The sequence below is a fragment of the Pseudomonas sp. WS 5059 genome (genome assembly GCF_012985525.1).
Taxonomy (GTDB): domain Bacteria; phylum Pseudomonadota; class Gammaproteobacteria; order Pseudomonadales; family Pseudomonadaceae; genus Aquipseudomonas.
In genome coordinates, this window is the sequence record NZ_JAAQWO010000001.1 from 1,023,682 (window position 1) to 1,035,371 (window position 11,690).

The following is an 11,690-nucleotide window of genomic DNA, read 5'->3' on the forward strand; positions in this document are numbered from 1 at the left end:
CCGTCATCGCGGGCAAGCCAACGCTTACACTGCCTGGGCTATCGCGCTATAACGGCAAAGGCTCCCGCGAGCGCAGTAACATGCCCTGCGCCGGCACTCGCGCATGCCATTTCACCACGCCCTGCGCTTCGACACGGTACTGGCTGCGAAACCGCTGGCCATCCAGGTCGATGTCCAGTTGCAGCAGGAAGTGGTCACCATTGAGCTGCAGACCTTCGCTCAAACGCTCAAACATCGCGTCATCCATCGCCCCCAGCGCCTGGCGCAGTTCGCCTGCATCGCGATAGCCCCCCGCCGGGCGGGCGCTGACCAGGCGGGTCAGCACCGAACGCGACACTTCGCCCTCGTACAACGCATCCAGCAGCGGCAGCATTTCCAGGTTCAGCGCATTGGCGTTCAGGCGCCAGCCGGCGGTCTCGTCCAGGCTGCATAACTGCGGGTAGCGCAACGCCCGCAGTGGGTCGGGCAGCGCCAGCAGGTTCAGCTCGCTGATATCGCGCATGCGTTGATTGGCCGCCAGGCGCGGTGGCGACTGGCGCAGGTATTCGTTGCTTTCGGCACCTTGCAGGCGGGTCTGCTGGTCGGCGTCGAGCCAGTCGGCCAGGGTCTGGGCCAGGCGTTCGGCGGCCATGTCCGCCCCCAGCAAATGCACCAATTGACGCTGGGCACGCTCGGCTTCAGGGCCGATCAGCGCGTTGACGTTGAAGCAGGTGTGCAGGTCGCGAATCTGAATGCTCGCCTTGCCCCCCTTGAAGTCATAAGCCAGCGGCTGCCCGCGCATGGCCTGCCAGAACAACGGGCTGGCGCGCCACAACGGGTCTTGCAGGGCCTGCTCGGTAAAGGCCAGCGCCGCCCGCTCGATCGCCCGCGCCTGCACGCGCTGCTGCACCAGACGCACGCTGTCGACCTGCTGGCGCCCCTGCTCGACCATCCAGGCCATGCCGCCCGCCAGCATCGCCAGGGCCACCAGCACCATCAACAACGCCGCCCCCTGCTGCCGATTTCTGTCCATTGCCCAGCCACCTTTTATGTAGATCCTGGCGACAGTCAACACAGTGGATGTTTCAACCAGGTGGCAGGCTCACACAATTCCCGCAAAAACGTCACCGCGCCGTCATAAAGCCTCGGCAAACTGCGCCTTCATATTTCAAATCAATGGCTTGGAGTGGCGTTATGGGTGGTATAGGGATTTGGCAACTGGTCATCGTGCTGCTGATCGTGGTGATGCTGTTCGGCACCCGGCGCCTCAAGGGCCTGGGCAGTGATGTGGGTGAGGCCATCAAGGGCTTTCGCTCCTCCATGGGCAACGAACCGGGCGCCCAGGCGGCGCAAAAGACCAGCCTTGAGGTGCAAGGCGAACCTCAGCGACCTGCAGACAGCAAACACTGATGTTCGATATCGGGTTTAGCGAACTGCTGCTGGTGGGCCTGGTGGCTCTGCTGGTGCTGGGCCCCGAACGCCTGCCGATTGCCGCGCGCAATGCCGGGCTGTGGCTGGGCCGGGCCAAGCGGGCGATGAATACGCTCAAGGCCCAGGTCACCCAGGAACTGGACCACGAGCACCTGTTGCAGAGCATCGACCAGCAACCCTTGCGGCAACTGGAGCAGCAACTGCGCGACGGTATCCGCCTGGAGGCCCCGCCGCCGCCAGCCACCATCACCTCCCCAGGACAACCTGCCCCATGAGCGACCTGCCCTTGCCTGCCCCGCGCCTGTCGGTGACCGGCCACCTGACCCGGCTGCGCTCGCGCCTGGTGCGCTGCGTCCTGGCGATCCTCCTGGTGTTTTGCGCGTTGTTCCCCTTTGCGCAGCAGCTCTACAGTTTCGTCTCGCAGCCGTTGCGCGATTTCCTGCCCAGCGGCGCAACCATGATTGCCACCGGGGTGACCTCGCCGTTTCTGGCGCCGCTCAAGCTGACCATGATGATCGCCCTGTTCATCAGCATGCCGCTGTTGCTGCACCAGGCCTGGGGCATGATCGCGCCAGCGGTGTACCGCCAGGAACGCCGCACCGCCGCCTGGCTGCTGGCCGCCAGCGTAGTGCTGTTTTACGCGGGCATGGCGTTTGCGTTTTTCCTGGTGTTCCCGATGATGTTCGGCTTCTTTACCAGCGTGACCCCGGACGGCGTGGCGATGATGACCGATATCGCCCTGTACCTGGACTTCATCCTCGCGCTGTTGCTGGCGTTCGGCTTGGCCTTTGAAATCCCGGTGGCCACCTTCTTGGTGATCTGGGCCGGGATTACCGATGTCCAGACCCTGCAAAAGAGCCGGCCCTATGTGATCGTCGGCTGCTTTGTGGTGGGCATGCTGCTGACCCCGCCCGATGTGTTTTCGCAAACCATGCTGGCGGTGCCGATGTGGATTCTGTTCGAGCTGGGACTGCTGGCCAGCCGGTCGGTGAGCAAGCCGCGCACCGAGGTGACGTAGGGGCCTCACGGCGCATGGGAGCGCCGCACCAATGAGGCGCTACGCCATGATCACAACGGTAGCGGACGGTCCTGGATCACCCGTTTCATCACCAGGGTCGAAGTCAGGCGCTGCACGTTGGGCAGTGTCGACAGGCTCTCATCGTAGAGCCGTTGAAAGGCCGGCAGATCCTGGGTGATCACATGCAGCAGGTAATCCGGCTCGCCGAACAGGCGCTGGGCATCCACTACCTGGGCAATTTCCAGCAACGCCGCTTCAAAGGCCGCCACTGCGGGCCGGTCGCCTTCGCGCAGGGTGACAAAGACCATTGCCGAGAAGTTCAGGCCGACTGCGCCGGGGTCCAGCAAGGCGCGGTAGCCGAGCAGCACCCCGGACTCCTCCAGGGCCTTGACCCGTCGATGGCACGGGGAAAGGCTCAGCCCCACACGGTCGGCAAGCTCGGTGACCGACAGGCGCCCGTCTTTTTGCAGCTCGCAGAGAATCTTTCGATCAATTCGGTCCACTTAGAAGATTCTCCCAATTCAAGGCCTTGTGCCAGGTATCTTTGAAAGAAAATTCTAACTGCATTTCATTATTCTTCCTGCACATTCCTACAGGGAGAACGAAACAATGACGTGGACCGCTGTGCTTGCCTTTTGGGCAGTGTCGATTCTGTTTGTGCTGACGCCCGGCGCCGATTGGGCCTACGCGATTTCGGCGGGCTTGAAGGGGCGCAGGGTCATCCCCGCGGTGGCTGGGCTGCTGTGCGGCCACTTACTTGCCACCCTGGTCGTGGCGGGCGGCGTGGGTAGCCTGGTGACCCGTCACCCTGCTGCGCTGTCAGTGCTGACGGTTGCCGGGGCCGGCTACTTGCTGTGGCTCGGCATCAATATGCTGGCCCACCCTGCCACACCCCATGCGCACGCCAGCCGGGAGGCCAATAGCTGGCAGCGCTGGATGCTCAAGGGGTTGTGCATCAGTGGACTGAACCCCAAGGTTTTCCTGCTGTTCCTCGCGCTGTTGCCCCAGTTCACCGAGCCTGGCGCCACCTGGCCGGTGTCGCTGCAGATGGTGCTGCTAGGGCTGATTCATACCCTCAGCTGTGCGGTGGTCTACCTGCTAGTGGGGTTTGGCGCGCAGGCCGTGTTGCAGGCACGTCCGGTTGCCGCGCGCTATGTCAGCGGCGTTTCGGGCGCGGCAATGATCGTGATTGCCGGGGTGCTGCTCGGCGAAGAACTCCTCGGTTGAGCGCGGTCAGTAGTTGCCGGCCACTGACAATGCTCGCCCAAAAACTGGCATCCGCCTCAAACATACTCACTGTGGTTTTGCACCACAAACCTTGCCGATCGAAGCGCCCTGCCCCGTGCTTGCAACGAAGAATAAACAAAATGTTGACTTAGTAAGGCGCCAAGATAAACTGCGCCTTATGAATATTTTAGAGAACAAACACCACATCATGCTGCGCGAGCTTGACGGGGTGCCAGCCGAGGTCAGGGACAGCGTCAAGCTGTGCTTCGAGCTGCTGTCGGCTGCGGCCGCGATCAATCGTGTGTGTGCCATCCGCCTGGCCCGCTACAACCTGTCGGAGGGCCGCTTCGTCATCATGCTCACCCTCAAGAGCGCCGGCGGGAAACTGTCGCCACTGGAATTGGCGACGCGCCTGTCGATCACCACCGGCACCGTGACCGGCTTGCTCGATGGCCTGCAGGGCGACGGCTTTATCAAGCGCAAGACCGACCCTACCGACCGGCGCAAGCTGATCATCAGCCTGACCGCCGACGGTAAGCGCGTGGTCGATGAGGTGTTTGCCGAACACACCGATTGGATCAGCGGCATCATCCAGGGCCTGAGCCCTGAGCAGCGCCAGGGGTTGTCCGAGTCGCTCTATTGCCTTTCCACCAGTCGTGCACTGTCCCCGTCACTGCCGGATGGGAAGAGGCCTTGCCCGGGGAGCAGCCCATGAACACAGCGGTGGGATCTATATGAGTGAAGAACGCAAAGCCCTGATCGACCAGGGCCGCCTGCCAACCCGCAATCTGGGCGAGTGTCTGGCAGTCGACCAGGTGGCGCTGGCGCAGGCGCTTGCCTCGCAGCTGGAGACTTCCCTGGCCCAGGCACTGCTGAGCGCGGCCCAGGCCGGCCAGGCACTGGGCATTTCGAAGAAAGTAGCGGGGCTGGGCCTTGCGCTGGGCCAGTGGCTTGAAAGCGGCGCCCTGCCCCTGCGCGAACAGAGCTGGCAGTTGCTGCTGGAGCATCCTTCGGACACCGTGCGTAGTTGGGCGGCCTTCGCCAATGCCTTCTGCGCACGCGACACGCCCCTGGAACAGGCGTTGCTGAGCCAGTTCCGGTTCGCCACCGACAGTCACTTTGGCGTGCGCGAATGGGCCTGGATTGCCTTGCGCCCCTTACTGGCCCAGGACCTGACGGCGTCGCTGGAGCTGTTGCGCGGTCATGCCCGCAACGACGACCCGCTGATCCGCCGCTTCTGCGTTGAAATCCTGCGGCCGCGCGGGGTCTGGTGCGAACACATCGCCCCACTCAAGGCCGAGCCGCAAATCGCCGAACCCTTGCTGATTGCCATGCTCGATGAAACCGACAAATACGCCCAGGACTCGGTGGCCAACTGGATCAACGATGCCAGCAAGACCCGGCCGGACTGGGTGCAGGATTTGTTCGAGCGCTACCCACCCAGCGGCAAGGCCGCCACCAGGATTTTTACCCGGGCGACCCGCAACCTTTCTCAAAAAAAGTGAACAGCCGCTGGTGCGGCTCACCCAAGGGCCTTAGAAGTGCCACTCAAGGTGCACGGTGGGGGCGTAGGTTTCGGTGCCGGGTTTATGGATCGCGCCGTACTTGTGCTTCCAGTACTCATACCCCGGACCGATCAGCATGGTGTTTTTGCGGGCAAACGCCAGTTGCCCGACATCGACCATCAATGAGGCGCGAACCAGGCTTTCCTCGGCCGTGTCCTGCTTGAAGTAATCCTTGCCCTTCGCGGTCTTGTAGCTAGCAAAGCCCTGGAACTTGAGGGGCACGCTGCCCACCTGGAACGGAATGCCCCAGACCATGTGCAACACGTAGTACGGGTCGAACTGGATGTTCTCGGTGTGGCACGCGCTCAAGCCGCAATGGTTCCACTCCATGGCATACAGCAGGCTGATATCCAGGTAGCCGGGCACGTCGAACTTGAGCGTCGGGCCGGCCACCAGCATGCGCTTGCGGGTGGCAAACCCGGTGTTCTTGTAGTTGAGTTCAACCCCACTGCTCAGTGCCACTTCCTTGACCGGGCCGAACGCCATCGAGCGCTCGAACACCTGGCTGAGGAACAGTTGATGGCGATAGACCAGGTAGGCCTCGGTCGCGCCTGAGTCGCTGTCTTTCTTCGGGTCGTTGCTGTCGGACTTGAGTACGTCCAGGTTGAAGAAATTGGACCCCGCCTGATTGCCGCTGGCGTGGCCCAGTTGGTAGATCTCCTTCTGCACCTTGCCGCGGATACCGGGTTCGGTGAAGTCGGAGCCGTAGCGAAAACCGATGAAGGTATCGCGCAAGGCCTCGGCCTGCACCGGGCTTGAAGCCAGGCTCATTGCGCCTGCGGTCATCAGAAGGGCCTTGCAATACGTTTTTTGTAATTGTTGTACGTACATATTCAGGATTCCATCAAGTCAAAGTGCCGGCCACGCGCACGCCCTGCCCGGTCAACCACCAGGGCCGGGGTCCAGTTGCCGGTTGTTGAGGGGCTTACCGGGATTCAGCTGTGGGTGTAACGCGTCGATTGCCAGGCAATCATTTGCCAGCCGTTATTGCCGGCCTTCCACACGCTGATGTAGCGCGAGTTGAGGAGCATGGGCTCGCCACGGATCACCACATCCATATCGATCAGCCCGGTGACGAGCACACAGTCCCCGGCCCTGCGCATCTGCTCGTCGCGGCTGGCGAAACTGCGGTAGCGCCAGACCCCCTCTCGCATGCCTTGCAGGTAACTGCGCTTGCTGTCGCTCTTGCCGTCCGAGTGGCTGTAGGTCAAGTCGCGGGGATAGAGGCTTTCCAGGAAGTCCAAGTCGCCGTCGACCATGGCCTGGCGGCGGCGCATTTCCAGGGCCTGGATCTGTTGTTCTACGGTTTGCTGTGACATGTCTTAGAACCCCGATTATCGGGAATCCATGGTTTTCAACGGCATGCCCGCCATACCGGGCAGGTCTGACTCGACCTGGGGCATGAACCACAGGGTGATGGTGGACAGGGCAAAGAACCCGGCGCACACCAACAAGCCCCACGCCAGGCTGTAGTGGGTGGCAATCCCGCTTAACAGCAGCGGCGCAAAGGCCGCCAGGCCGCGACCAAAGTTGAAACAGAACCCCGCGCCGATGGTGCGCACCCGAGTGGGGTACAGCGCACTGAAGTAGGAGGCAAACAGGCTGGCAAAGGCATAAAAGAACGCATAGATCGGCCCCAGCCAGAACAGGATGGCGTTCTGCGTCGTCAGTGCATAAATCGACAACATCACCGCACTGCCGAGCAATGACAGGAGCGTGGCGTTGCGCTTGCCGATACGGTCGGCAATCAAGCCAAAGGCGTTGATACCGATAAAGGCACCGACGTTGAGGATCGCCATGAAGTTGGCCATCGCGCCGATACCCAGGCCACGCTCCTGGATCAAGTAGGTGGGCAACCAGGTGCTCGCGCCCCAGAAGCCAATCACCGCAAAACTTGCCGCCAGGGTGCCCAGCAGGGTCAGGCGCAGCAGTTCGGGGGAAAAGATTTCGCGCACCGAGACGTACTTGCGTACGCCGGGGCGGGCTCTCTGCGCGCTCCACTCCGGCGACTCGGGCATAAACAAAAACACATACGCCAGCGGAATCAGGGTGGAGATCCCGGCCACCATGAACAAGGTCTGCCAGTCCGGCAGATAGTTGGCCGCCACCATGGCCGCGATGGCGGCGCCAATCGGGAATGAACTCAGCACGAATCCGATCGCCCGCGCCCGCTGGTGGGCAGGCCAGGTCTCCGTCACATAGGCCGAGACAATCCCCCACACCCCGCCCAGGCCCAAGCCGGACAGAAACCGCAGGAGCAGGAGCAAGGCCCAGTTGTGTGTGGTGGCGACCAGCGTGGTCAACACGCCAAATACGATCAACGAGATCAGCAGGGCTTTGCGTCGACCGTAGTTGTCGCAGTACCAGCCCGTGGTGATACCGCTCAACCCGATACCCAGCAGGGTCGCCGAGGCGAGCATGCCCGCTTCATTGAAGGTCAGACCCAGGTCCTGGCGGATCACCGGAAGTGCGATGGTGAGCAAGATGATTTCCATCGCGTCAAACAGGTACGCGAGGAAACCGCCGACAAGCACATGCCATTTGGAAAGAGGTCTCATTGCAGGATTTTCCTTATTGTTGTTGTTTTGCCAGGCCGATCGACAGGCGTGACGCGTCGCAGCACGCTCGATCGGTCTGGAGGATTTACAGGTCGTCAGTTACAGCAGCGCGCAGGCTTCGTCGAAATCCAGGCGCGGACTACGGGCAAAGAGTTTCTCGGGGTCGCCATAGCCGAGGTTGCACAGGAAGTTCGACTTGATCTGCATACCGCCAAACGCCTGCATGCCATCGGCGCCGGGGGCGAAAAACGCCTGGTCGACCTGTGCGTGGTCAAACCCGGACATCGGGCCGCAGTCAAGGCCCAGGGCACGGGCCGCGAGGATGAAGTAGCCGCCCTGCAGCGAGCTGTTGCGAAAGGCGGTGGATTCGAGCAGCTCCGGCTGGCCGGCAAACCAGTCGCGGACCGTGGGGTTGTGTGCAAACAACCTGGGCAACTGGGTGTGGAACTGCGTGTCGTAGCCGATGATCGCCGTCACCGGGGCGCTCAGGGTTTTCTCGACATTGCCTGCGCTCAGGGCCGGCAGCAGGCGTTGCCGGGCTTGGGTACTGCGCAAGAACACAATACGCGCCGGGCAGCCGTTGGCGCTGGTCGGGCCCCAGCGCACCAGATCGTATAGTTCCCTCAAGGTGTGATCATCCACCGGTTTGTCCAGCCAGCCATTCTGGCTGCGGGCCTGGCGGAACAACCTATCGAGTACCTGCTCGCTGATTACTTGACTCATGGCATCGGTCCTCAACTGCGTCGCTGACGGTCTGAAGTCGACCGGGGTACGGTCTGTTCGGCGGCACACTCCCCGCCCAGGAAAAACTCCACCGACATCGGCGGGCCCCATTGGTAGAGGCTGGCGTCGCACGCCTGGGTGTAGCCCGAGGGCGAGTCCTGGTTGAACAGGTCGCCATCGGTGAAGTGCTCGATCAGGTTGCCGGACGGGTCGCGCCAGTAGTCGAAGATCTGGCTGCCCAGCATGTGCCGGCCAACCCCCCAGAACGGCGACCAGCCTTGCAGGGTCATCCACTCGTGACCCAGGCACTGCGCATCAAAATCCTGGACTTCAAAGGACACGTGGTGGACGAAGTCCCGTGGCGCCTGGAACAGCGCGATGGTGTGATGGTCGGTCCAGGCGCTGCCACGGTTCAAGCGCAGGAAGGCCGCGCTCGGGCGGTCGCGATGCGGCTCCTCGACCACCAGGTCCGAAGGCAGCATGCCGAGCATCTGCTGGTACCAGGCCAGGTGCAGGGGCATGTCCTGCACGCCAATCGCCGCATGGCCCAGGCGCAGGACCTGGGCTGCGCCCTTGGCGGGGCGCTGCACGTCGCCAAAGCGCTGCTTGTGTTGGGCCGAGTTGAGGGTCAGCGCGGCGCGATGGGGCAGCGCGCCAACGGTTTCGATACCGTATACCAGCTCGATGCGGCGCCCCGAGGGATCCTGCAAGGCGACGTACTGCCCGCCTCCCGGGCCTTGCAGCGCCTGGATCGGCGAGGCGCCCGGCAATTGGGCGGCCTGGTGCAGGTCATCAAGGCTTTCGACGGCAAACGCGATGGCACCAAAGCTGGCGGCTGCGGCCTTCTCGGCGATGTACACATAGGGCAGCGAACAGGTACCGCGAAAATACAGGCGCTGTTCAGTCCGGTGCATGACCACCAGGCCGAAATCGGTCAGGAAACGCTCGACCACCCCAAGGTCGGGATGACGGTAGAGCACGTGGTTGATGTCTTTGATCTGCAGCACGGTAGTTGCTCCTGGGCATTCAATGGGCCGCACAACCGCGGGTCAAAACCAGGGCAGCCGGGATCGCTGCCCACCGTGGTGACGGTCGGTTGTTCGACGCTGGTGAAACCTGACGCGTGGACTCAGGCCGCTGGCGGCTCGTCGGCGATCAGGTTGCTCAAGGTGCCAAGGCCTTCGATCTCCACGGTGCAGAGATCGCCGGGCTTCATGAACAGGGGTGGGCGTCGCGCCCAGCCAATCCCGGCGGGGGTACCGGTGACGATCACGTCACCGGGCTCCAGGGTCACCGCTTCACTGAGCGCCGCAATCAGTTCGGCGACGCCAAAGATCATGTCGACGGTGTTGCCCTGCTGCACCACCGTGCCGTTGAGGCGTGTCACCAGGCTCAGGCCCACCGCGCCCGGTGGCAACTCATCGGCACTGACAAAGGTCGGGCCAAATGCGCCGGTGGCGTCGAAGTTCTTGCCAATGGTCCATTGCGGCGACTTGAATTGGTAATCGCGCACCGACGCCTCATTGAAGATCGCGTAGCCCGCGACATGCGCCAGGGCCTGCTCGCGGCCGATATGCCGGCCACCGGTGCCGATCACCACCGCCAACTCCCCCTCGTAATCCAGTTGTTCGGAGACCCGTGGACGCAGGATGGGTTCGCCATGGCCGATCAGGCTGGTGCAAAAGCGCGGGAAAAAGGTTGGGTAAGTCGGCTGTTCGTACGGGCTCTCCTTGGTGTGATCGGCGTAGTTCAAGCCGACACATACAATCTTGCCCGGACGCTCCAGCGGTGGCAGGTAACGCAGCTTCGAGGTATCCAGCAAGCGCGCGTCGCTCAAGCGCCGATGGGCCGCTTGCAACGCCTCGGGGCCGGCGTTGAGCAGGTCTTCCAGGGTGCCTGGGTAACCGCTTTCCTGTTCGCTCAAGCCCCGCAGGACGCCCGCTTGCTCAATCGCCAGCCCTTTGTGGGAGCCTTCCAGAAAATGCACGAAACGCATGATCAGTACCTCTGTTGTTTTTATGGAATGGTACGGTACGTTACCGTACCCTTTCGCCAAAAATGCGCCCAAAACAAACACGCGTCAAGGGTGATGCGCGGGCTTTTTACAAAAAATATCGCAGGATGACTGGGTGATTCTTCCCGCCGTGTGGCTGGAAGGCTTATGCAGAGCGGCGTAGGCTATGGCTTCTTTCACCGTGTTCTTTCAGGAATATCCGATTCACATGCAAACCCCTACCCCGAGGCAAGCAGCAAAACGTCAAAGTATTCTCCAGGTTGCGACTGAGATGTTTCTCGCAGAAGGCTATTCCGGGGTCAGCGTCGACGGGATCATCGCCAGCATTGGCGGCTCCAAGCGCACGCTGTACGCCTATTTCGGTGGCAAGGAGGGGCTGTTCGCGGCGATTATCGAGCAGCTGTGCGCAGAGAACGTCAGCCCGCTTACCCACATGAATCTGGCCCAGAAGCCGCTACAGGAAGCGTTGACCACCATTGCCCGGGTCTTTCTCGACGTGGTGTTATCACCCCGCACCCTTGCCCTGCATCGCCTGATCGTGTCCGAAGCCCTGCGCGCGCCGGAGGCTGCAAAGTCGTTTTTCGAAGCGGCGCCCGCCACGGCCTACACCTGCCTGGCCGAGTACTTCACCTGGGCCGAGGAAGCCGGCCTGATTATCCCGGGCGACCCGCAGACCCGCGCCAAGATCTTCCTCGATGCACTGACTGGCGACATGCAGTTGCGTTGCCTGCTGGGGCTTTGCAAAAGCCCCGGAAAACCGGCACGCGAACAACTGATCAAAGAGACCATATCTATATTTATCAATGGCTTGTCAGCTGATAAGGCCCAGTAAGACGCCTATGGGGGCGCCTTCATTTGTGGCAGATCAGCGCCGCACCCGTAATCTCGGCACCGTCGGGAGTTTCCTTACCGTCAGCCACCGCCATGCTGTCGGCCCCCAAAGCGCCAGCTTCGTTAAAGGCCATGCGCAACGTTTCATCAGCACTCGCCCCCCTGACGGTGAACACCCTGACCAGGTTGCATTGATTGGATGATGTTGCGGTGACCAGATTAACGTTGAGACCTTGCTCAGTCAGTTGGGTAGAGCACGCGCAGAGCGTGGCCATCGCCAAAAAGGTCAGAAACGCTTTGGACGGAGTCTTCATAACGGATGCTTCCCTGGGTTTGCGCGACTG

The 11,690-nt window shown here is 62.1% G+C and carries 16 protein-coding genes; 7 read left to right on the forward strand and 9 right to left on the reverse strand.

The features are described from left to right. Nucleotides 1-46 precede the first annotated feature (46 nt). Nucleotides 47-1,012 carry a type II secretion system minor pseudopilin GspK gene (gene gspK / locus HBO12_RS04345; protein ID WP_169955808.1) on the reverse strand — a complete coding sequence of 322 codons (966 nt, stop codon included), beginning with the start codon at nucleotides 1,010-1,012 and terminating at the stop codon, nucleotides 47-49. 161 nt (nucleotides 1,013-1,173) lie between these two features. On the opposite strand from gspK, the gene tatA reads away from it, so the two are divergent. Genes tatA through tatC form a run of 3 tightly spaced genes read left to right on the forward strand, consistent with a single transcriptional unit; the run spans nucleotide 1,174 to nucleotide 2,428 of the window. Further along, complete coding sequence (tatA, locus tag HBO12_RS28605) at nucleotides 1,174-1,389, forward strand: twin-arginine translocase TatA/TatE family subunit (protein ID WP_346266504.1); 216 nt, start codon at nucleotides 1,174-1,176, stop codon at nucleotides 1,387-1,389. Further along, complete coding sequence (gene tatB / locus HBO12_RS04355) at nucleotides 1,389-1,685, forward strand: Sec-independent protein translocase protein TatB (RefSeq protein ID WP_169955807.1); 297 nt, start codon at nucleotides 1,389-1,391, stop codon at nucleotides 1,683-1,685. Before tatA ends, tatB begins: the two co-directional genes overlap by 1 nt. Further along, nucleotides 1,682-2,428 (forward strand): twin-arginine translocase subunit TatC, encoded by a 747-nt coding sequence (gene tatC, locus HBO12_RS04360; protein ID WP_169955806.1) that lies wholly within the window; start codon nucleotides 1,682-1,684, stop codon nucleotides 2,426-2,428. The genes tatB and tatC overlap by 4 nt, the downstream gene beginning before the upstream one ends. A gap of 50 nt (nucleotides 2,429-2,478) precedes the next feature. Here the strand turns inward: tatC and HBO12_RS04365 are convergent, their stop codons facing one another. Beyond that, nucleotides 2,479-2,931: a winged helix-turn-helix transcriptional regulator gene (locus HBO12_RS04365; protein ID WP_169955805.1), complete on the reverse strand. Its 453-nt coding sequence runs from the start codon at nucleotides 2,929-2,931 to the stop codon at nucleotides 2,479-2,481. Nucleotides 2,932-3,037: 106 nt separating this feature from the next. On the opposite strand from HBO12_RS04365, the gene HBO12_RS04370 reads away from it, so the two are divergent. The 3 genes from HBO12_RS04370 to HBO12_RS04380 all read left to right on the forward strand — a co-directional run bounded on the left by HBO12_RS04370 (nucleotide 3,038) and on the right by HBO12_RS04380 (nucleotide 5,160). Next, nucleotides 3,038-3,655: a LysE family translocator gene (locus HBO12_RS04370; RefSeq protein ID WP_169955804.1), complete on the forward strand. Its 618-nt coding sequence runs from the start codon at nucleotides 3,038-3,040 to the stop codon at nucleotides 3,653-3,655. Between the two features lie 178 nt (nucleotides 3,656-3,833). Beyond that, nucleotides 3,834-4,370 (forward strand): MarR family winged helix-turn-helix transcriptional regulator, encoded by a 537-nt coding sequence (locus HBO12_RS04375; RefSeq protein WP_170041551.1) that lies wholly within the window; start codon nucleotides 3,834-3,836, stop codon nucleotides 4,368-4,370. 19 nt (nucleotides 4,371-4,389) lie between these two features. Further along, nucleotides 4,390-5,160 carry a hypothetical protein gene (locus tag HBO12_RS04380; protein WP_170041552.1) on the forward strand — a complete coding sequence of 257 codons (771 nt, stop codon included), beginning with the start codon at nucleotides 4,390-4,392 and terminating at the stop codon, nucleotides 5,158-5,160. Nucleotides 5,161-5,190: 30 nt separating this feature from the next. Here the strand turns inward: HBO12_RS04380 and HBO12_RS04385 are convergent, their stop codons facing one another. From HBO12_RS04385 to HBO12_RS04410, 6 genes are all read right to left on the reverse strand, one after another. Next, nucleotides 5,191-6,006 carry a hypothetical protein gene (locus HBO12_RS04385; protein WP_262376901.1) on the reverse strand — a complete coding sequence of 272 codons (816 nt, stop codon included), beginning with the start codon at nucleotides 6,004-6,006 and terminating at the stop codon, nucleotides 5,191-5,193. Between the two features lie 149 nt (nucleotides 6,007-6,155). Further along, a complete protein-coding gene (locus HBO12_RS04390; protein ID WP_170041554.1) occupies nucleotides 6,156-6,539 on the reverse strand; it encodes a nuclear transport factor 2 family protein in 384 nt (127 codons plus the stop codon). A gap of 15 nt (nucleotides 6,540-6,554) precedes the next feature. Further along, nucleotides 6,555-7,778 (reverse strand): MFS transporter, encoded by a 1,224-nt coding sequence (locus HBO12_RS04395; RefSeq protein WP_170041555.1) that lies wholly within the window; start codon nucleotides 7,776-7,778, stop codon nucleotides 6,555-6,557. Between the two features lie 99 nt (nucleotides 7,779-7,877). After that, nucleotides 7,878-8,501 carry a malonic semialdehyde reductase gene (locus HBO12_RS04400; protein WP_170041556.1) on the reverse strand — a complete coding sequence of 208 codons (624 nt, stop codon included), beginning with the start codon at nucleotides 8,499-8,501 and terminating at the stop codon, nucleotides 7,878-7,880. An 11-nt stretch (nucleotides 8,502-8,512) separates the two neighbouring features. Further along, complete coding sequence (locus HBO12_RS04405) at nucleotides 8,513-9,508, reverse strand: VOC family protein (protein ID WP_170041557.1); 996 nt, start codon at nucleotides 9,506-9,508, stop codon at nucleotides 8,513-8,515. 122 nt (nucleotides 9,509-9,630) lie between these two features. Further along, nucleotides 9,631-10,497: a fumarylacetoacetate hydrolase family protein gene (locus tag HBO12_RS04410; protein ID WP_170041558.1), complete on the reverse strand. Its 867-nt coding sequence runs from the start codon at nucleotides 10,495-10,497 to the stop codon at nucleotides 9,631-9,633. 226 nt (nucleotides 10,498-10,723) lie between these two features. Between HBO12_RS04410 and HBO12_RS04415 the strand changes: the two genes are divergently transcribed. Further along, complete coding sequence (locus tag HBO12_RS04415; RefSeq protein WP_170041559.1) at nucleotides 10,724-11,347, forward strand: TetR/AcrR family transcriptional regulator; 624 nt, start codon at nucleotides 10,724-10,726, stop codon at nucleotides 11,345-11,347. A gap of 19 nt (nucleotides 11,348-11,366) precedes the next feature. On the opposite strand, the gene HBO12_RS04420 is transcribed toward HBO12_RS04415, so the two are convergent. Continuing rightward, on the reverse strand, nucleotides 11,367-11,660 hold the full coding sequence (locus HBO12_RS04420; protein WP_170041560.1) for a hypothetical protein: 294 nt from the start codon (nucleotides 11,658-11,660) through the stop codon (nucleotides 11,367-11,369). Between the last annotated feature and the right edge of the window lie 30 nt (nucleotides 11,661-11,690).